We start from the raw sequence: 19,408 nt of genomic DNA on the forward strand, positions 1-19,408 counted from the left end.
GCGCGCGAAAGGCCCGGCCCCCCGTGGGCCGGGCCTTTCACGAGTCGGGCTACTTCACCTCGGACCGCAGCACGCGCCAGAGGCCGAAGGCCAGCGGCAGCAGCAGCCACACGGTGCCGGTCACGGCGAGCTGAGCCCACTGCGTGGGTCCGTAGCCGCCGTCGAAGAGGCCGGTCTGGTTCCACTGGAAGTCCACCCACGGCTGCGCGTCGGCGTACCAGTCCTGAGCGCCGGCCAGCAGGGCCGAGAGGGTCGGGAGCACCATGGCGTACACGAAGTAGCCCACGATGGCCGCCGCCGAGTTGCGGAACAGCACGCCCAGGGCGAAGCCCATCAGCAGGCCGAGCCCGTTGCCGGCGAGGATGTAGAGGACCTCGCTGACGGTCATGTCCCAGGTCGTGGGCACGCCCGCCAGCTGGCTGCCGACGACGTTGCCGAGCGCGCCGACCGCGAGGGCGACCAGGATCGAGACGATCCCGACCAGCACGGTGTCGACGAGCTTGGCCGCGACCACGCGGCTGCGGCTCGGCACCATCGTGAAGGTGGTCAGCCCGGTCCGCTGGCTCCACTCGCTGGTGATCGAGAGGGCCGCGATGATCGGCAGCACGATCGTCATCGGGATGCCGATGGCGCCCGCGAAGCTGTCGTAGGTGATCTGGTCGTCCGGCGCGAACAGGATGACGGACCCGGTTGCGATGACGGCCAGGATCACGACGCTGGACATCAGCCAGAAGCCCGAGCGGGTGTCGAACATCTTGCGGAGCTCGACGCCCATGACCGTGCGCATCGGGATCGGTGCGTACGTCGGGCGCTCGGCGTGCGCGGGCCGCTCCACCGTGGAGGTGGTGACGGGGATGGTGGCGGTGCTCATGCTGCTGCTCCTTGCTGGAGGTCGTGGGTGTCGTCTCGTTGGGTGTCGGCGGTGAGGGCGAGGAACATCTCCTCGAGGCCGGCGCCGTCGGCCGGCCGCAGCTCGCGGAGGGCGATGCCGGCGGCCAGGGCGATGTCGCCCACCTCGTCGGTGGAGGCGTCGGTGCGCAGGCCCTGCTGCGACTGCTCGGCCGGGTGACCGGCCGCGACCAGCGCCGCGGCCAGACGGGCCGGGTCGGTCGCGCGGACGTAGGTACCGGCGGCCTCGAGCAGCTCGTGCTTGGTGCCCTGGGCGACCACGCGGCCCTGCCCGATCACGATGATGTCGTCGGCGATGACCTCGATCTCGTGCAGCAGGTGGCTGGACAGCAGCACGGTGCCGCCCTGGTTGGCGTACCCGCGCAGCAGGTCGCGCATCCACCGGATGCCGGCCGGGTCGAGGCCGTTGGCGGGCTCGTCGAGGATCAGCACCTCCGGGTCGCCGATGAGGGCGGCCGCGATGCCGAGGCGCTGGCGCATGCCGAGGGAGTAGTCGCGGACCCGGCGGCCGGCCTCCTCGTCGGTGAGGCTGACGAGGGCGAGCATCTCCTCGACCCGGGACTTCGGCATCCGCATGGTGCGCTGGGCCAGGGTGAGGATCTCGCGGCCGGTGCGGCCGGCGTGCTGCGCCGAGGCGTCGAGCAGCACGCCGACCTCACGCCCCGGGTTGGGCAGCTCGGAGAAGTGGCGGCCGAGGATGGTGGCCTCGCCGGAGGACGCCGGGGTGAGCCCGACCATGATGCGCATGGTGGTGGACTTGCCGGCGCCGTTGGGGCCCAGGAAGCCGGTGACCCGGCCGGGCTGGGCGCTGAACGTCACGTCGTCGACGGCGCGGAAGCCGCCGTACGTCTTGGTCAGGTGGGAGACGGTGATCATGGGCGTCAGCCTGGTTGACCGGAGGCCCCCACCGCTTCGGGGACGAGCCCTGGCGCGGACCTGACTTCGACCCTGAGTGGGGTCAGGGTCGGACCCCGAGAAGTAGGCCCGAGAGGTGTGCCCGAGGGCTACCCCTCCGGCTTGCGCTCGACGCCCACCTGGACCTCGGAGTCGGTGAACCCGACGCTCCGGTAGACGCGGATCGCGAGGTACGCGGGGTCGGCCACCATCACCAGCGTCTCGGCCTCGAGGTCGGCGAAGCCGAACCGGCTGATCTCGTGCACCAGCGTCCCGGCCAGGCCCCGGCCGCGGGCGTCCGGGTGCGTCTTGACCGTCTGGAACCTGGCCAGCCCGGGGGAGGCGCGGAACAGCCCCATCGAGGACATCAGCCGCCCGTCCTCGAACGCTCCCCACCACTGCCCGTGCCCCGCGTCGACCAGCCGGCGGAACTGTCGGGTGCGTCCCTCGCTGAACTCCAGGTCGTACCCGATCGACTCACCCACCATCGTCAGCTCGACCTGCTGAGCCCAGTCGTCGTCGGAGTCGAGCGGGCGGTACGTCGCCTCGTGGTTCGGCCTCGGCGGCGCGTGCACCGACGTCGCCGTCATCACGCTCGAGAGCTCGGAGTCCAGCCCGAGGTCGGTGAAGGACGACGAGTCGGCCGCACTGCCCGCCGTACCGTCGATCCCGAACGCGCGGTGCCTGGCCGTCGGGAACTCCGCCTCGAACGCGCCCAGCCACTGCCGGGCATCGGCCGCGTCGGCCGGCGGCCCGGCCAGCAGCAGGAAGTTGCCCCACCAGAACGTCGGGTTGTCGGGCGTCCGTACGACGAGGTGGTCGCCCCGGTCCTCGACCGTGCTGCCGGAGACCTCCAGCAGGGCGATGTCCGTCCGCCACCCGAGTCCCTGGATGTCCATGGCGGGCACCGTAGCCCGCTGGTCGAGGAGGGCGCGCCGCCGCCCGTCACGAGACCCGCGCTCGTGCGACCTCGTACCTCGTGCTCGACTGCTCGTCTCATTGACTTCGAACACGTGTTCGATCGACACTGGCGAGATGGCGTGGGGGTTCGTGCACGAGGAGCAGCGCAAGGGAGCGGGTGTGTCCCGCACGCCCGGCACCGAGGGGTTCGCGCCGGCGGGCTGGCCGGCCCAGGTGCGGCCGCCGGGGGCGCCTGGGTGGGAGGCGACCGCGGCGGAGTGGCTGCTGGACCTGTGTCCGGCCGACTGGCGGGGCTACCCCGGCCTGCGCCGGCACCTGGTGGTGCTGGCGAGGTTCGCGCTCATGCACGTCGAGGCCGGCCAGGCGGCCGCGGCGCGCGGGCTGAGCGAGACGCGCGCCGACCTGCGCGACGTGGCCGACCTCGACGTGGTCGAGGCCGCGGTGCAGACCTGGCAGCTCGAGCAGGCCCGCCTGGTCGGGCTGCGCCGGGCGGTCGGGCTGGTGGAGGAGGCAATCCGTGGCCGGCGCTACACGGCACGGCTGTAGGGGCGCTCTCTAGGGTGAACCCGTGGATGGTCGACGGCACTTCTCGGGCGTGCTGCTGGTCGACCCGAGGGGGTGGGTCCTGCTCCAGGAGCGCGACGAGCACCCGCGCATCGACCCCGACTGCTGGGGGCTGGTCGGCGGCCACGTCGACCCCGGCGAGGACGTCGAGACCGCGGCGTACCGCGAGCTCACCGAGGAGACCGAGGTCGCCGCCGTGCCCGGCAGCCTGCGCTGGTTCGGCGAGTTCGAGGTCGACCACACCGCCGCCTACGGCACGTGGGACCTGATGGCGGTGTACGCCGCGGCCACCGACCTCGAGGACGGCGACATCGTGTGCCACGAGGGCCGGCGGATCGTGTTCGTCGACCCGGGGACGGTGCCGGGGCTGCGGTTGACCAAGGGAGCCGCGGTGATCCTGCCGGCGTTCCTGCTGTCGGACCTCTACAGGGACCTCACCTCTCACTAGCCTGGACGCGTGCTGCTCGGACGTACCTCCGTCCTCGAGCGGGCCGATGCCCTGCTGGACGGGTTGCGCGACGGGCGCGGCGGGCTGTTGTGGGTGCGCGGCGACGCCGGCATCGGGAAGACCACGCTGCTGACCGAGATCGGACGGCGGGCTCGCGACCGCGGGGCCGCCGTGCTGCGCGGTGCGGCGGCCGACGAGTCGGCCGGTGCGCCCGCGTTCTGGCCCTGGACCCAGGTGCTCAGGCACGCCGCCGCGGGCGACCCGCAGTCGCTGGTCGCGCTCGGCGGCGCCCGGGCCCGGCAGGCCGCCGAGCTGGTGGCGGACGCGCACCCGGCGATGGACGACGAGCCGCGGGCCAACCGGTTCCCGCTCTTCGACGGGGTGCAGGCCGTGCTCGACGGGCTGGCGGCCGAGTTCCCGGTGGTGGTGCTCCTCGACGACCTGCACTGGGCCGACGAGGGCAGCCTGCACCTGCTGCGCTTCCTCACCTCCGGACTGGCGGACCGGCCGGTGCTGGTGGTGGGTGCGTGGCGCGACCACGAGGTCGCGCCGGGTTCGGACCGCGCGGCGCTGGCCGGGGAGATCGCCGCGGCCGGCGAGTCCTGGCCGCTGGCGGGCCTCGGTGCCGACGACGTCGTCGCCCTGGTCGCCGCGACCGGCGGGCAGCGCATCGACGCGGACGAGGCCACGACCGTCGCGTCCCGCACCGGGGGCAACCCGCTGTTCGTCTCCGAGATGGCCAGGCTCGCCGCGGCCCGCGGCGCAGCCGTCTCGGCGATGGTGCCGGACACCGCGCAGGGCACGATCCGGCGACGGGTGGCGCGGCTCCCTCAGCCGGCACAGCGCGCGCTGACCGTCGCCGCCGTGCTCGGCCCCGGGGCGGGGCTGGAGGCGATGGGCGGCCTGGCCGGCCTCTCCGGAGCGGACCTGACGGCCGCCGTCGACGCGCTGGTCGCCAGCGGGCTGGCGCGGCAGGAGGGCGACCGGCTGGTGCTGTCGCACGCGCTGGTGCGCGATGCCGTGTACGACGCCACGCCGGCCGCCAGCCGCCGCGAGCTGCACCTCGCCGCGGCCGATGCTCCCGGCCTGCTGCCGGCGGAGGTGGCCGGTCATCTCGTCAGGGCGCTGCCAGTGTCCGACCGGGACCGGGTCGTCGATGCCGTGGAGCACGCCGCGCGCGCAGCACGGGAGGCGTACGCGTGGGAGGACGCCGCGCGGCTGTACCGCCAGGCCCTGGACCTGGTGCCCGCCGGCGACCCCGGCCGGGCCCGCCTGCTGCGCGGGGCCGGCGCGGCGCTGCTCGACGCCGGCGACCTGGAGGGCGCCCGCGTGCTCTACAAGGAGGCCGCCGACCACGCACGACGGTCCTCCGACGCCGTGGCGCTCGCCGAGGCGGCGCTCGGGTTCGCGGCCGGGCTGGGCGGGTTCGAGGTGCGCCTGTTCGACCGCGAGCAGAACGACCTCCTCGCCGAGGCGCTCGCGGCGCTGGGTGACGACGAGCCCGCCCTGCGCGTCCACCTGATGGCGCGGCTGGCCGGGGGACTGGCGTTCACCGAGGAGTCGGGGCGGATCCCCGCGCTCGCCGACGAGGCCGTCGCGCTCGCGCGGGCGACCGGCGACGCGCGGGCGCTCGGTGCAGCCCTGGCGGCGCACTGCGACGCCTTCGCCGGCCCCGACCACGTCGACCTGCGCGAGGCCGAGGCGACCGAGGTCGTCGCCGTGGCCCGGCAGCTGCGCGACCCGGCGCTGGAGCTCCTGGGCCTGCGGCTGCGCGTGATCGCCCGGTGGGAGCGCGGTGCGCTGCTCGATGCCGACGCCGACGTCCGGGCCTTCGGCGCGCTGGCGGACCGTCTCGGTCAGCCGCTGTACTCCTTCTACGTCCCGCTCTGGCGTGGCCTGGCCGCCCACGTGGTCGGCGACCTGGCGACGATGGCGCGCTGTGCGGACGAGGTCGGGTCGATGGCCGGCCCCGCGGACAGCCGCAACGCCGCCGCCCTGGCGATCGTGCAGCGGGCGTGGACCCTGATCGAGCGCGGTTCGACGGTCGCGTCGATGCGGATGGTGACGGCCGCCTTCGGCGAGCACGCCGAGATCGCGCCGGACGGCGGCAACTTCGTCGCGCTGTACCACGGGCAGGACCCCGCCACGCGCGCTCGCGCCCTGCCGCACGTCCCGCGGCTGCTGGCCGAGCTCCCGCGGGACAAGGAGTGGCTGCCGAACCTCTTCGGCGTGACCGAGGGACTGCTCGAGGGCGACGTCCGCGGCGAGCCGGCGCGGCTGGTCTACGACGAGCTGGCGCCGTACGGCCACCTCTTCCTCGTCGACGGCATCGGCGCCGGGTTCATGGGGTCGGTCGAACGACCGCTCGGGGTGCTGGCCATGCTCGCCGGTGACCACGACGCCGCCGAGGCGCACTTCGAGCGGGCGCTCGTGGCGAACGCCGGTGTCGGTGCGCCACTGGCGCTGGCCAACACGCGGCGCCAGTACGCCGAGCTGCTGCGGCGCCGCGACGCACCGGGCGACGCCGTGCGCCGCGACGAGCAGGCCCGGCTGGCCGAGGCCTTCTACCGCGACGCCGGGATCCTCGAGCGGCTGGCGGGCGGCGAGGCGAGCACCGCGCCGTCGCAGACGGCCGCCACCTGGCGGCGTACGGGGGCGGGCTGGTCGGTCACGTACCTGGCCAGGACCGCCGACGTCCCTCCCGTGAAGGGCATGGCGGACCTCGCCAGGCTGCTGTCCCGGCCGGGGGAGGAGGTCCACGTGCTGGACCTGGTGGGGCCCGCGGCCGGCGCGGCACCCGTGCAGGGCGACCTCGGCGAGGTGCTCGACGACCGGGCCAGGGCGGCGTACCGCCAGCGCCTCACCGACCTGGACGAGCGCATCGCCGACGCGGAGGCGGACCGGGACGACGACGCGCTGGCCCGGGCCACCGAGGAGCGGGACTTCCTGGTCGCCGAGCTGACCGGCGCGTACGGCCTCGGCGGCCGGCCCCGCAAGGCCGGCGACCCCGCCGAGCGGGCCCGGACGACCGTCACCTCGCGCATCCGGGACGCCGTGAGCCGTGTCGAGCGGGTGCACCCGGACCTCGGCCGGCACCTGCGCGCGTCGGTGCGCACCGGGACCTTCTGCTCGTACTCGCCCGAGCGCCCCCAGGCGTGGGAGGTCGTGTCCGACGCCGGACCCACATCGTGAGGCCGGATCCCACGCCTGCGGGGTGAGAGACACCCCACCAGAGAGGAACGGCCATGGGCTTCCTGCAGGTCATCACGTTCAGCACCGATCGCATCGACGAGTTCATCCAGCGCGAGCACCAGTGGGTCGTCGACTCCACGGGCAAGCGGACCAGTGTCGGCGGCCAGCTCTGGGGCGACCGCGACCACCCGGGTCAGTACGTCGCCCTCGACTGGTTCGACTCCTACGAGTCGGCGATGGTCAACTCCCACCTCCCGGAGACCGACGCCTTCGCCCAGGACGCGATGGCCCTGGCGACCGGCGAGGTCGTCTTCCACAACCTCGAGCCGGTACTGCCCGAGTGGAACAGCGGCGAGGACGCCCTGCGCACCGCGCTGGAGACGTCCACCGCCGTGCCCGGCCTCTTCGCCGACGACGTCGACCTCGACATCCTCGTCCCGCACGGCCGGGTGCGCTCGACCGGCGCCGCCGCCCTGGAGGAGGCGCTGCGCGCCGAGGCGCCCGGACGCGACATCGAGCTGTGGCGCTCGCACGCGACGTTCGACGGGTTCGTGGTCGAGTACGCCTACCGCACCCACGGCACCCCGTCCCTCGCGGCCGGCGTCATGCTGGTCACCCTGGAGGACGGGAGGATCCAGCGGCTGGCCATCACCTGTGCCGGCAACTGGAGCGCCGAGACCGAGGCGCGCGTCCTCGAGGAGACCGGCGCGCTGGGCCCGCGGGTCGAGGAGACGGTCCGATGACCGCCGTCGACGAGAGCACCCAGGAGGTCACCGGCGCCGTCACCGGCGCCGTCACCGGCCGGGTCTTCGAGAGCCTGCTCGGCGCCCTCGAGCTGGCGACCGTGTACCTCGGCGTCCGGCTCGGGCTGTACGCCGCCCTCGCCGCGCCGCGCACCGCGGCTGGGCTCGCGGAGGCGACCGGGACCGACGAGCGGTACGCCCGGGAGTGGCTGGAGCAGCAGGCCATCGCCGGCCTCGTCACGGTCGTCGACGACGGCGACGCCGCCGGTCGGGTCTACGGGCTCGACGCCGAGCAGTCGGCGACGTTCGGCGACGACGAGTCACCGCTGTACGCCGGCGCCATGGCCCTCCTCGTCGGCGGCCTCGCCGAGGTGATGACCCGGCTGCCGGACACCTACCGCACCGGCCAGGGCATCCCGTTCGGCGCCTACGGCGACGACGTCCGGATCGGGCAGGCGCTCTTCAACCGAGCGGGCTGGCGCGACCAGCTGGCCCAGGAGTGGGTGCCCGCGCTGCCCGGCGTCGGCGAGCTGCTGTCGCGCGCCGGCGCCCGCGCCGTCGACCTCGGCTGCGGCACCGGCTTCTCGTCGGTGGCCCTCGCCACGGCGTACCCCGACCTCCAGGTCCTCGGCGTCGACAGCGACGACGCCTCGGTGATGGACGCCCGGGAGAACGCCGAGGCGGCGGGCGTCGCGGACCGCGTCCGGTTCGAGGTGGCCGACGCCGACACCCCGCTGGACTGGTCATCTGATGGGGGGAGCTACGACGTGGCCTTCTACCTCGAGGCGCTGCACGACATGGCCCACCCGGTCGAGTCGCTGGCCGCCGTCCGTGCGGCGCTGCGGCCCGGCGGGGTGGTCGTGGTGGTGGACGAGCGCGCCGAGGAGGAGTTCGCCGCCGGCGGCAGCGACGTCGAGCGGCTGCTGGCCGCCTCCAGCGTCCTGCACTGCCTGCCGGTCGGCCGCTCGCAGGAGGGCTCGGCCGCCACCGGCGCGCTGTTCCGGCCGTCGACCATGCGCGAGTACGCCGCCCGGGCGGGGTACGCCGAGGTCGAGATCGCCCCCATCGAGCACGACGTCTTCCGGTTCTTCGTGCTCAGGCCGTAGCCGCTGGTCGAGCCCTTCGAGACGCCTCGTTCCTCGGCTCCTCAGGAACCACCGCGAGGCCGGCCACGGCCGAGCGCGTCGAGACCCCCGTTCGTGTTCCGGGGTCTCGACTCGGGCTCGCCCAGGGGCTCGCCCGGCTCGACCACCATCGGCTCGTTACAGTGATCGGGTGCGTCTGGAGCAGCTGGAGTCCCCCCGCGACCTGCGCGGACTGACCCCCTCCGAGCTGGACGGGCTGGCCGCCGAGATCCGCGACTTCCTCGTCAGGACCTGTGCGCGGACCGGCGGCCACCTCGGCCCGAACCTCGGCGTCGTCGAGCTGACGATGGCCATCCACCGGACCTTCGACTCCCCGCGCGACCGCGTCGTCTTCGACACCGGGCACCAGGCCTACGTGCACAAGCTGCTCACCGGCCGGATGCCCGGGTTCGAGAAGCTGCGCCAGGAGGGCGGCGTCAGCGGGTACCCGAGCCAGTCGGAGTCCGAGCACGACGTCGTCGAGAACTCCCATGCCTCCACGGCCCTCTCGTACGCCGACGGGCTGGCCAAGGCCTACGCCATCCGCGGCGAGGACCGGCACGTCGTCGCGGTCATCGGCGACGGCGCCCTGACCGGGGGCATGGCCTGGGAGGCGCTCAACAACATCGCCGTGTCGCCGCAGAGCCGGCTGGTCATCGTCGTCAACGACAACGGCCGCTCGTACACGCCCACGATCGGCGGGCTGACCAACGCGCTGACCCGGCTGCGCACGAACCCCCGCTACGAGCCGCTGCTGGACCAGGTCAAGAAGCGCCTCAACGCCGTCCCGGGCGTCGGCCCCGCGGCGTACGATGCGCTCCACGCCATGAAGAAGGGGCTCAAGGACGCGCTCGCCCCGCAGGGCCTCTTCGAGGACCTCGGCCTCAAGTACGTCGGCCCGGTCGACGGCCACGACCGCGCGGCGCTCGAGCAGTCCCTGGCCAGCGCCAAGCGCTTCAACGGACCGGTGATCGTGCACGCGATCACGCGCAAGGGTTTCGGGTACGACGCGGCGGAGCTGCACGAGGCCGACCAGTTCCACTCGCCCGGGCCGTTCGACGTCGACAGCGGGGTCGAGACCCCTCGTGAGCGGATCTGGACCGACGTCTTCGCCGACGAGATGGTGCGCCTCGGCGAACGGCGCAAGGACGTCGTGGCCATCACCGCCGCGATGATGCACCCGGTCGGGCTGCACCACTTCCAGGCGCGGTTCCCCGAGCGCACCTTCGACGTCGGCATCGCCGAGCAGCACGCGACCACCGCGGCCGCGGGGCTCGCGATGGGCGGGCTGCACCCGGTCGTCGCGCTCTACGCGACGTTCCTCAACCGCGCCTTCGACCAGGTCCTGATGGACGTCGCGCTGCACAAGTGCGGCGTGACCTTCGTGCTCGACCGCGCCGGCGTCACCGGCGACGACGGCGCCAGCCACAACGGGATGTGGGACATGTCGATCCTGCAGGTCGTGCCCGGCCTCCGGCTGGCCGCGCCGCGCGACCCGGCCCGCCTGCGCGAGCTGCTCGACGAGGCGGTCGAGGTCGCCGACGCCCCGACGGTCGTCCGGTTCCCCAAGGGTGTGCCGCCCGCCGACATCGAGGCGGTCGGCAAGCGCGGCGGCTGCGACGTGCTCGTCCGCAACGGCACCCGCGAGGTGCTGATCGTCTCCCACGGTGCGATGGCCGCGACGGCCGTCGACGTGGCCGAGCGTCTCGTCGCCCAGGGCATCGGCGTCACCGTCGTCGACCCGCGCTGGGTCAAGCCGGTCGACCCCGCGCTGGTGGAGCTCGCCCGCGAGCACCGCCTCCTCGTCAGCCTCGAGGACAACGGCCGCGTCGGCGGCTGCGGCGCGATGCTGCTGACGGCCCTGAACGACGCGGGGGTGACCACGCCCTTCCGGCTGCACGGCATTCCCCAGGAGTTCCTGGGCCACGCGAAGCGGGCCGTCATCCTCGAGCGCATCGGGCTCGCGCCGCAGGCGCTGGCCCGGGGGATCGTCGAGGACATGGCTGCCCTGTCGGGTCAGCCGGCGGAGAGCTCGTCCCCCAGCACCTCGTCCAGCCTCTCGTAGCCCACGCCGAGGCCCTCCGTCATCCCGGAGGCGACCCAGCCGTCCCGGATCTCGCGGGTCGGGTAGACGACCGTCAGCGTCATCGCGGTCCGGTCGTCGCCGGCGGGGGAGAGGAGCAGCGTGTTGGTGCTCGGCCCGGGGAAGTCGTCGAACTGCTCGATGGTCACCAGCCGGGAGTGCGGCTCGACCTCGTCGAAGGTGCCCGAGACGCCCATGGTCCGCTCGCCGGAACCGAACACCCAGCGGTAGCGGCCGCCGACGCGGACGTCCATCTCGCAGGTCGTGAGCGGGAAGTCGGGGTCGCCGAGCCACTGCTTCATGTGGACGGGCTCGGTCATCGCGCGCCAGACGCGCGCGGGAGGAGCGCCGAACTCGCGGCGCACCAGGATCGAGGTGTCGTCGGGCGTGGCCACCGTGAAGGTGGCCGGCCAGGGGAGCGTCACTCGTCCTCCTCGTCGGTCATGGTGGCCAGGTAGTCGTCGAGCCGGTCGAAGCGCTGCTCCCAGAACACGCGGAACTCCTCGGCCCAGGCGGCCACCTGCTCCAGGGGCGCGGCCTCCAGCGTGGCCGGCCGCGACTGGGCGACCTTCGACCGGCTGATCAGGCCGGCCCTCTCCAGCACGCGCAGGTGCTTGGAGACGGCCGGCCCGGACATCGAGAACGGCTCGCCGAGCTCGCCGACCGAGGCCGGCCCACGTGTGAGGCGGGCCAGGATCGCGCGCCTCGTCGGGTCGGCCAGCGCGGCGAACACCAGGCTGAGCGGGTCGCGGGCCGGCGCAGCCATCGCGATGGTGGTCATGAGTAGTCGTGGGTCCCTCCGTGCGGCCACTGCTGCAGGAGCCACATGTTGCCGTCCGGGTCCTCGAACCCGGAGTAGAGCACGCCGCCGAGGTCCTGGATCTCGCCCATCTCGACCCCGTTGCCGACCAGCCGGTCGCGGGCGGCCGTCACGTCGGGCACCACCAGGTGGATGCCCTTCTGCGACCCGGGAGCCATGTCGGTGATCCCCGGGATGTTGCGGCCGAGCAGGATGCCGCAGTGCGAGCCGGGCGGCACGATCTGCACGATCCGCATGTCCTCCATCTGGACGTGGTCGGTGACCAGCACCCAGCCGCACTGCTGGACGTAGAAGTCACGCGCCCGGTCGACGTCGGTGACGGGGATGTGCACGAGCTCGAGCCGCATCTCGCCGGCGTTCAGAGGGGTGGGTGTGGTGGTCATGGGATCTCCTTTGGAAACCAAGTAGTTAGATAACTAGTTGGTTTCTAACAGGGGGAGACGTGCGTGTCAAGGACTGCTAGAAACAGCCATGACCCAGCGAGTCGACCGGTACGTCACCGACGGAGGCCTCGAGACCGACCTGATCTTCCATCACGGCGCGGACCTCCCGGAGTTCGCGTCGTTCCCGCTCGTCGAGGACGATCGCGGCCGCGAGCTGCTCACGCAGTACTACGACGGGTACGCCGCGGTGGCGGCGAAGGCCGGCACCGGGCTGATGCTCGAGGCGCCGACCTGGCGGGCGAACCCCGACTGGGGCGCGGTCGTCGGGTACGACGCCGTCGCGCTCGACCGGGTCAACCGGGCCGCCGTCGAGCTGCTGCACGGACTGCGGGACCGCTACCGCTCCGAGCTCGGACTCGCCGATGTGAAGGTCGGGGGGCTGCACGGTCCCCGCGGCGACGGCTACGTCGCGGGCGAGGACGCCGACCCCGACGAGGCCGCGGAGTACCACGCGGCGCAGGCCCGCTCCGCCGCCGCCGCGGGCGCCGACCTGGCCACGGTGCTGACCCTCACCGGCGCCGGCGAGGCGATCGGCTTCGTGCGCGCGGTCCGCGACGCCGGGCTGCCCGCCGCCGTCGGGTTCACCGTCGAGACCGACGGCCGGCTGCCGGACGGCACGCCGCTGCGCGACGCGATCGAGCGCGTGGACGCCGAGGCGCGCCCCGACTACTTCGTCGTCAACTGCGCCCACCCGACCCACGTCGCCCCGGGCCTCGAGGGTGATGGCGCCTGGCTCTCCCGGATCGAGGGCCTCCGGCCCAACGCCAGCCGGATGTCCCACCACGAGCTCGACGAGGCTCCCGAGCTCGACGAGGGCGACCCCGCCGAGCTGCGCGTCTCGACCGACGCCCTGCGCGACCGGCTGCCGAACCTGCGCATCGTCGGCGGCTGCTGCGGCACCGACAGCCGCCACGTCGCCGCGCTGTGGGGCGTGGGCTGACGTACCTGACGACGCGTGCCTCCCACCGGGAGACACGCCGTTGCTCACCCCTTCCAGCACAGCCACAATCGCCGTGTCATGACTTCCGCGCAGGGCACGGTCGGACGCGACATGGAGCTCGCGTCGATCCGTGCGTTCCTGGACTCGGCCGGCGGACGGCTGACCGCGCTGCTCATCGAGGGAGAGGTCGGCATCGGCAAGTCCTCGCTGTGGCGCGAGACCGTGCGTGCGGCCGAGGAGCGTGGGCATCGCGTGCTCGCCTGCCAACCCACCGAGAACGAGGCCGGAATCGGCTTCGCGGGCCTGATCGATCTGCTGGGCTCGTGGGTGGACGAGAGCGCGGCCGAGCTGCCGGAGCCCCAGCGTCGGGCGCTCGATGCCGCCCTGATGCGCACGTCGTCCGACGCAGCCGTTCGCCAGGGGGCCGTTGCCGTCGCGGTGTTGGGCGTCCTTCGCACGCTCGCTCGCTCGGCGCCGACCACGGTCGCCATCGACGATCCTCAGTGGCTCGACATGCCGACCAGGCAGGCACTCGGGTTCGCGCTGCGACGCCTCGACGCCGAACCGGTCGCGGTTGTCGTCACCCGGCGTCGGGACCGGCTGGCTGACGAGCTCATCGAGGGCCTTCCGGTGACGCGGCTCGCGGTCCCGCCGATGTCGCTGGGCGCGACCTACCAGCTCGTGCACGCTCGGCTCGGCGTCACGCTCGCGCGGCCGGCCCTCGTGCGGGTGTACGAGACGTCGGGGGGCAACCCGTTCTTCAGCCTCGAGCTCGCGCGAGCGTGGATCGATCGCGGCGGGGTTGCCGACGTCGGGCACCTGCCGGTTCCGGAGCGCCTCGGTGACCTGCTCCGCAGACGCCTGGAAGACCTGCCCGACGGCACTCGGCGGGTGCTGCTTATCGCGGCCGCGATGGCGGCACCGAGCGTGCAGGAGCTGCAGGAGGCGTGCGACCGGCCGGTCGAGCGCGACCTCGCCCGGGCGGAGACCGCCGGCGTCGTCGACTCCAGCGACGGGATCGTGAGGTTCAGCCATCCGCTGATGGCGGCCACGGTGTACGGCGCGGCGACGGCGGCGGAGCGGCGGATGCTGCATCGAGAGCTCGCCGGTGCCGTCCGGGATCCCGAGGAGCGGGCCCGGCACCTCGCACTCACGTCACCCGAGCCCGACGAGGCGCTGGCCGAGGCGCTCGAGGACGCGGCCACCCGCGTGGCTCGGAGGGGTGCCACGGACGTGGCGGCGACCTACGCGCAGCGGGCCCTGGACTTCACTCCTCCGGGCGATCGCGGCGCGTCCTTCCGGCGCGCTACCGCGGCCGGCGTGCACGCGATGGCCGCCGGTGACCGCGCCCGTGCGCGGGCCCTCTTCGAACGCGCCGTCGCCGATGCGCCCGCGGGCCCGGGACGAGCCGAGGCGCTGCGGTGGCTGGCGGAGCTCTCCACGCCGCTCGGCCAAGGCATCGCGCTGTGCGACCGAGCGCTCCAGGACGCCGGCACCGATCAGGCTGTCGCCAGCCGGATCCACCGGACCAGAGGCGCGATCTCCTACTTCCTGGGCGACGTTCCGGCGGCCGAGCACCACGCCGGGCTCGGCGTCGAGCTCGCGGAGGGCAGCGGCGACGACCAGGCACTGGGCATGGCTCTCGCCGAGCTGGCCCACTGGACCTACTGCGGCGGCGGAGGCGTACGTCGCGATCTCTTCGAGCGCGCGATCGCACTCGACGGCTCGGCCGGGGCATCCTCCCCGCGCAGTCACCTGGCCAAGGTCGTGATGGACAACGACGAGCACGACGAGGCCCGGTCGCTGCTCACACTCCTGCTCGACGAGACCATGGAGACCGGCGACCTCTACTCGGCATCGACGCACCGGTTCCATCTGGCCGAGCTCGACGTGTGGGCCGGGGACTGGATCGCCGCGATCGAACACGCCGAGGAGAGCCTCCAGCTGCGACAGCACCTCGACCGACCGGGCGCACCTCTGTACGTCGAGGCGATGGCGCGCGCGTGCCTCGGCGACGTCGACGAGGCCCGGAACCTGGCTGAGGCGGGTCTGGTGGAGGCGCTGCGCGCGGAGGACGTGGTCTTCCGGATGCAGAATCTCCATGTCCTCGGGTTCGTCGAGCTGTCGCTCGGCAACCACGAAGCCGCCCGAGCCTTCCTGGGCGAGGCGACCGACCTGATGCGGCCGCGCTGGAACCGGGAGTTCGGTGACTGTCACATGGTGCCCGACGAGATCGAGGCCCTCGTCGCACTGGGGGACCTGGCGCGCGCCGAGGACCTCGCAGGGTGGATGGACGAGGTCGCCCGAGCGACCCACCGACCCTGGACGGTGGCCACCGGTGCCCGGTCCCGCGCGCTGGTCCAGGCGGCGAGGAACGACCTCGACGAGGCGGACGCGACCCTCGAACGGGCGCTGGCCGCACATGAGCGGCTGCCCATGGCGCTCGAGCTCGGTCGGACGCTGCTGACCCGCGGCATCGTCCAGCGCAGGATGAGACGGCGGGCGGTCGCCCGCGAGACGCTCGAGCAGGCCCTCGCACTCTTCGAGGGTCGCGGCGCGACCCTGTGGGCCGAGCGGGCGCGCTCGGAGATCGCGCGCATCGGGGTGCGCTCGGCGGCCCAGGTCGACCTGACCCCGGTCGAGCGGCGGATGGCGGCGCTGGTCGCGCAGGGATGCACCAACCAGGAGATCGCCGCCTCGCTGTCCGTGAGCAGGAAGACGGTCGAGGCGAACCTCTCGCGCTCCTACCGGAAGCTCGGCGTCCGCTCCCGCGCGGAGCTGGTGGCGAGGTTGTCGGTCCAGCGTGAGCCGACCTCCACCTCGAGCGCCCCGAACGGCTGACCATCGAGGGAGTTCCCCGATTACGGCGTTCCTTCGCCTCCCTACCGTCGTCACGTGGAGCCCGCACTGCAGGAGACCTTCCTGATGGAGCGTTACTGGCCTGGTGCCGGGCGGGCGGACGTCGCGACGGCGGAGGAGCACCTCTGTCGCGCCGCAGGAGAGCTCTCGCGCGACGGGATCCCGATCCGGATCGTGAGCTCGACCTGGGTCCCGGCCGACGAGGTCGTGCTCACGCTGTTCGAGGCCGGCGAGGAGGACGACGTACTCGAGGTCAGCCGGCGCGGCGGGTACCCGTTCGACCGCATGCAGCGCGTCGAAGTTGTCACAGAAGCGAGCCGGAGGTGGCGTGGATATGACGAGCATGTCCGATACCAAGCGAGGTGACGGGGCCGACGTCCGGGGGCTGCGCGAAGCCATGCGCGGCCAGGTGCTGGTGCCCGGTGAGACGGGGTACGACGAGGCGCGGAGGGTGTGGAACGGGACGGTCGACCGGCGGCCGGCACTGATCGCCCGCTGCCTCGACGTGGCCGACGTGCAGCGAGCCCTGGGCTTCGCGGTGGGTCACGACCTCCCCGTCGCGGTGCGCGGAGGCGGGCACAGCGTCGCCGGCTTCTCGACGTGCAGCGATGGTGTGCTCATCGATCTCGGCCTGATGCGCACGGTGAGCGTCGATGCGCAGGCACGTGTCGCGCGGGCCGAGCCAGGGGTGACGGGGGCCGAGTTCGACCGCGCGACCCAGGAGCATGGTCTCGCCACCACGCTCGGGGTCGTGAGCACGACCGGGATCGCCGGGTTGACGCTGGGCGGTGGGATCGGATGGCTGATGCGCAAGCACGGGCTCGCCTGCGACAACCTGCTCTCTGTCGATCTGGTCACCGCCGACGGCCGCCTCGTCACCGCGAGCGCGGACGAGAACCCGGATCTCTTCTGGGCCCTCAAGGGCGGCGGGGGCAACTTCGGCATCGTCACCTCGTTCGAGTACCGACTGCATCCGGTCGGTCCGACGGTGTACGGCGGGGGCGTGATGTTCGCTCGCGAGCACCGGCGTGCCGTCCTGGAGGCATTCCGGGAGCTGACCCGCAGGGCTCCGGACGAGCTGACGGCGTACGCGGCCGCGACCGCGGCTCCAGACGGCTCGCCCGTGGCCGCGGTCGCCGCCTGTTACGCCGGCGATCCGGCCGAGGGCGCACGCCTCCTCGACCCCGTCAAGGCCGCGGTGGGCGAGCCGCTGCTCGATGCGTTGGGACCCCTGCCCTACACCGAGCAGCAGAGCAGAGTGGACGCGGGATACCCGCGCGGTGAGTACCACTACTGGCGATCGTGCTTCCTCGACGACCTGACCGACGCGGTCATCGACGTGTTGGTCGACCGGGCCAGCGACTTCTGGGCGCCGCCCGCCCTCGAGCTCATCGTGGAGCACATGGGGGGCGCGATCGCGGCAGGTGACGGAGCCTTCGCACATCGCGACGCGAGCTACGACGTCCTCATCGCAGCCAACTGGACCGACCCCGCCGACCAGGACCGCTGCGTTGCCTGGGCACGCGACACCGCGGCCGCACTCGAGCCGCACTCGCGCGGGGGCTACGTCAACTACGAGCCCGACGCGGACGGTGCCCACGTGCCGGGTGCGTTCGGCGACCGCCTTGCCCGGCTCCGCGCACTGAAGGCCCGCTACGACCCGCACAATGTCTTCAGCCTGAACCAGAATGTCACACCTGCACCGTGACGTTGGTGCTCACCCAGAAGCAGAGGAGGCCTCGTGGGCGAGGTGGTCATGTACGCCTCGGTGTCGGTGGACGGCTTCATCGCGGACGAGGACGACCATCGACCACGTGGTCGTCGTGACCCACCGGCCAGCCACCACGGGGCGGAGACGCCGCCGAGGAGGGAGGCGAGCTCGTCGAGGGCGATCCGGTCCCACGACCCCAGGTCGGTCACGCCGAGTAGCCAACCACGCGAGACGACCCTGGACAGGCCGGCCCCGCGTCCCACTAGGGTCCCGGGATGGACGTCCTCCGCACCAAGAGCATCGAGCAGTCCCTCAAGGACACCGAGGATCCCGAGTTCCGGCTCAAGCGGCGGCTGACGGCCCTCGACCTGACCGTCTTCGGCGTCGGCGTCATCATCGGGGCCGGCATCTTCACGCTGACCGGGCGCGTGGCCCAGGCCAACGCCGGGCCGGGCGTGGTGTTCTCGTTCGTGCTGGCGGCGGTCTGCTGCGGTCTCGCGGCGCTCTGCTACGCGGAGTTCGCCTCGACCGTGCCGGTGTCCGGGTCGGCGTACACGTTCTCCTACGCCACCCTCGGCGAGATGATCGCCTGGATCATCGGCTGGGACCTGCTGCTCGAGCTGATGCTGGGCGCGTCGGTGGTCGCGCAGGGCTGGGCGTCGTACTTCGAGACGTTCCTCGACCAGATCGGCGTCTCGTGGCCGTCCGGGCTCGGCTACGGCGACACCTTCAACCTGCCGGCGTTCGTGCTGGTGCTGGTCCTGACCGCGTTGGTGTCCTACGGGATCAAGGAGTCGCTGCGCGTCAACCTGGTGCTGGTCGCCGTGAAGCTGTTCATCGTCCTGTTCGTCATCGTGGCCGGCATCGGCTTCATCGACACCGACAACTACCACCCGTTCGTCCCGCCGTCCGAGCCGGTCGAGGGCGGCACGCACTGGCTGACCACGCCGGTCCTGCAGCTGGTCACGGGCTCACCCGCGGCGTACGGCGTCGGTGGCGTGCTGTTCGCGGCCTCGCTGGTGTTCTTCGCCTACATCGGCTTCGACGTGGTGGCGACCACCGCGGAGGAAGCCGCCCACCCGCAGCGGGACCTGCCTCGCGGCATCATCGGGTCGCTGGTGATCTGCACGATCCTGTACGTCGCGGTCGCGCTGGTGATCACGGGCATGGTCAAGTACGACGAGATCAACCCCGACGCCGCGCTCGCCCAGGCGTTCATCGACCAGGGCAAGGACGGCTACGCCACCCTGATCTCGGCGGGTGCGGTCGCGGGCCTGACCACCGTCGTGATGACGCTCATCATCGGCGCCGTCCGGGTGACGTTCGCGATGGCCCGCGACAACCTGCTCCCTCAGGTCGTCGGCCACGTCTCGCAGCGGACCGGGACGCCGGTGCGGCTCACGATCGCGATCGGCGTCGTCGTGTCCATCGTCGCCTCGCTGACCCCGGTCGGAAAGCTCGAGGAGATGGTCAACATCGGCACGCTGACGGCCTTCTTCCTGGTGTCGATCGCGATCCCGATCCTGCGCAGCAAGCGCCCGGACCTGCCGCGCTCGTTCAAGGTCCCGGCCTCGCCGTTCCTGCCCTGGCTGTCGGCGGCGATCTGCCTGTTCCTGATGGTCAACCTGACCACCGAGACCTGGATCCGCTTCCTGGTGTGGATGCTGATCGGCTTCGTCATCTACTTCACCTACGGCTACAAGAACAGCCGCGTCGGCCAGGGCCAGGGCGAGCCCGCGCCCGACTACTCCCGGTAG

At 72.9% G+C, this 19,408-nt stretch carries 17 protein-coding genes; 11 read left to right on the forward strand and 6 right to left on the reverse strand.

From position 1 onward, the window contains the following. Positions 1-49: 49 nt before the first annotated feature. The 3 genes from ISU07_RS22525 to ISU07_RS22535 form a co-directional block, all read right to left on the reverse strand. Positions 50-871 (reverse strand): ABC transporter permease, encoded by an 822-nt coding sequence (locus ISU07_RS22525; RefSeq protein ID WP_194709102.1) that lies wholly within the window; start codon positions 869-871, stop codon positions 50-52. Further along, positions 868-1,785: an ABC transporter ATP-binding protein gene (locus ISU07_RS22530; RefSeq protein ID WP_194709103.1), complete on the reverse strand. Its 918-nt coding sequence runs from the start codon at positions 1,783-1,785 to the stop codon at positions 868-870. The genes ISU07_RS22525 and ISU07_RS22530 overlap by 4 nt, the downstream gene beginning before the upstream one ends. A 128-nt stretch (positions 1,786-1,913) precedes the next feature. Beyond that, complete coding sequence (locus ISU07_RS22535) at positions 1,914-2,702, reverse strand: GNAT family N-acetyltransferase (RefSeq protein ID WP_194709104.1); 789 nt, start codon at positions 2,700-2,702, stop codon at positions 1,914-1,916. Positions 2,703-2,838: 136 nt separating this feature from the next. On the opposite strand from ISU07_RS22535, the gene ISU07_RS22540 reads away from it, so the two are divergent. From ISU07_RS22540 to dxs, 6 genes are all read left to right on the forward strand, one after another. Beyond that, the gene (locus ISU07_RS22540) at positions 2,839-3,270 is read left to right on the forward strand and encodes a hypothetical protein (RefSeq protein WP_194709105.1); all 432 of its coding nucleotides are present in this window, start codon (positions 2,839-2,841) and stop codon (positions 3,268-3,270) included. A gap of 22 nt (positions 3,271-3,292) precedes the next feature. Beyond that, positions 3,293-3,736, forward strand: a complete 444-nt coding sequence (locus ISU07_RS22545; RefSeq protein ID WP_194709106.1) for an NUDIX domain-containing protein — start codon at positions 3,293-3,295, stop codon at positions 3,734-3,736. 9 nt (positions 3,737-3,745) lie between these two features. Continuing rightward, entirely contained in the window at positions 3,746-6,928 is a 3,183-nt protein-coding gene (locus tag ISU07_RS22550; RefSeq protein WP_194709107.1) for an ATP-binding protein, read from the forward strand. A 53-nt stretch (positions 6,929-6,981) separates the two neighbouring features. After that, positions 6,982-7,671, forward strand: coding sequence for a hypothetical protein (locus ISU07_RS22555; RefSeq protein WP_194709108.1), 690 nt, complete (start codon positions 6,982-6,984; stop codon positions 7,669-7,671). Then, complete coding sequence (locus ISU07_RS22560) at positions 7,668-8,777, forward strand: class I SAM-dependent methyltransferase (RefSeq protein WP_194709109.1); 1,110 nt, start codon at positions 7,668-7,670, stop codon at positions 8,775-8,777. Before ISU07_RS22555 ends, ISU07_RS22560 begins: the two co-directional genes overlap by 4 nt. Positions 8,778-8,946: 169 nt before the next feature. Beyond that, positions 8,947-10,860, forward strand: a complete 1,914-nt coding sequence (dxs, locus tag ISU07_RS22565) for a 1-deoxy-D-xylulose-5-phosphate synthase (protein ID WP_194709110.1) — start codon at positions 8,947-8,949, stop codon at positions 10,858-10,860. Here the strand turns inward: dxs and ISU07_RS22570 are convergent. Genes ISU07_RS22570 through ISU07_RS22580 form a run of 3 tightly spaced genes read right to left on the reverse strand, consistent with a single transcriptional unit; the run spans position 10,812 to position 12,081 of the window. Next, entirely contained in the window at positions 10,812-11,303 is a 492-nt protein-coding gene (locus ISU07_RS22570) for an SRPBCC domain-containing protein (protein ID WP_194709111.1), read from the reverse strand. The two genes, dxs and ISU07_RS22570, sit on opposite strands and share 49 nt — an antisense overlap. Beyond that, complete coding sequence (locus ISU07_RS22575) at positions 11,300-11,659, reverse strand: ArsR/SmtB family transcription factor (RefSeq protein ID WP_228522435.1); 360 nt, start codon at positions 11,657-11,659, stop codon at positions 11,300-11,302. Before ISU07_RS22575 ends, ISU07_RS22570 begins: the two co-directional genes overlap by 4 nt. Beyond that, positions 11,656-12,081 (reverse strand): VOC family protein, encoded by a 426-nt coding sequence (locus ISU07_RS22580; RefSeq protein ID WP_228522436.1) that lies wholly within the window; start codon positions 12,079-12,081, stop codon positions 11,656-11,658. The genes ISU07_RS22575 and ISU07_RS22580 overlap by 4 nt, the downstream gene beginning before the upstream one ends. Positions 12,082-12,169: 88 nt before the next feature. On the opposite strand from ISU07_RS22580, the gene ISU07_RS22585 reads away from it, so the two are divergent. From ISU07_RS22585 to ISU07_RS22605, 5 genes are all read left to right on the forward strand, one after another. Continuing rightward, on the forward strand, positions 12,170-13,081 hold the full coding sequence (locus tag ISU07_RS22585) for a homocysteine S-methyltransferase family protein (protein WP_194709112.1): 912 nt from the start codon (positions 12,170-12,172) through the stop codon (positions 13,079-13,081). Between the two features lie 78 nt (positions 13,082-13,159). Continuing rightward, complete coding sequence (locus ISU07_RS22590; RefSeq protein WP_194709113.1) at positions 13,160-15,922, forward strand: helix-turn-helix transcriptional regulator; 2,763 nt, start codon at positions 13,160-13,162, stop codon at positions 15,920-15,922. Between the two features lie 54 nt (positions 15,923-15,976). After that, positions 15,977-16,306 (forward strand): hypothetical protein, encoded by a 330-nt coding sequence (locus ISU07_RS22595; RefSeq protein ID WP_194709114.1) that lies wholly within the window; start codon positions 15,977-15,979, stop codon positions 16,304-16,306. Further along, complete coding sequence (locus ISU07_RS22600) at positions 16,284-17,648, forward strand: FAD-binding oxidoreductase (RefSeq protein WP_228522437.1); 1,365 nt, start codon at positions 16,284-16,286, stop codon at positions 17,646-17,648. The genes ISU07_RS22595 and ISU07_RS22600 overlap by 23 nt, the downstream gene beginning before the upstream one ends. Positions 17,649-17,926: 278 nt before the next feature. Then, on the forward strand, positions 17,927-19,408 hold the full coding sequence (locus tag ISU07_RS22605; protein WP_194709116.1) for an amino acid permease: 1,482 nt from the start codon (positions 17,927-17,929) through the stop codon (positions 19,406-19,408).

This window comes from Nocardioides islandensis, from assembly GCF_015352455.1.
Classification (GTDB): domain Bacteria; phylum Actinomycetota; class Actinomycetes; order Propionibacteriales; family Nocardioidaceae; genus Nocardioides; species Nocardioides islandensis.

Bases quoted from the DNA above. Each gene is read 5' to 3' on its own strand.
- ISU07_RS22525 (WP_194709102.1), bottom strand. From the start codon at position 871: ATGAGCACCGCCACCATCCCCGTCACCACCTCCACGGTGGAGCGGCCC.
- ISU07_RS22530 (WP_194709103.1), bottom strand. From the start codon at position 1,785: ATGATCACCGTCTCCCACCTGACCAAGACGTACGGCGGCTTCCGCGCC.
- ISU07_RS22535 (WP_194709104.1), bottom strand. From the start codon at position 2,702: ATGGACATCCAGGGACTCGGGTGGCGGACGGACATCGCCCTGCTGGAG.
- ISU07_RS22540 (WP_194709105.1), top strand. From the start codon at position 2,839: ATGGCGTGGGGGTTCGTGCACGAGGAGCAGCGCAAGGGAGCGGGTGTG.
- ISU07_RS22555 (WP_194709108.1), top strand. From the start codon at position 6,982: ATGGGCTTCCTGCAGGTCATCACGTTCAGCACCGATCGCATCGACGAG.
- ISU07_RS22560 (WP_194709109.1), top strand. From the start codon at position 7,668: ATGACCGCCGTCGACGAGAGCACCCAGGAGGTCACCGGCGCCGTCACC.
- ISU07_RS22575 (WP_228522435.1), bottom strand. From the start codon at position 11,659: ATGACCACCATCGCGATGGCTGCGCCGGCCCGCGACCCGCTCAGCCTG.
- ISU07_RS22580 (WP_228522436.1), bottom strand. From the start codon at position 12,081: ATGACCACCACACCCACCCCTCTGAACGCCGGCGAGATGCGGCTCGAG.
- ISU07_RS22585 (WP_194709112.1), top strand. From the start codon at position 12,170: ATGACCCAGCGAGTCGACCGGTACGTCACCGACGGAGGCCTCGAGACC.
- ISU07_RS22590 (WP_194709113.1), top strand. From the start codon at position 13,160: ATGACTTCCGCGCAGGGCACGGTCGGACGCGACATGGAGCTCGCGTCG.
- ISU07_RS22600 (WP_228522437.1), top strand. From the start codon at position 16,284: ATGTCCGATACCAAGCGAGGTGACGGGGCCGACGTCCGGGGGCTGCGC.
- ISU07_RS22605 (WP_194709116.1), top strand. From the start codon at position 17,927: ATGGACGTCCTCCGCACCAAGAGCATCGAGCAGTCCCTCAAGGACACC.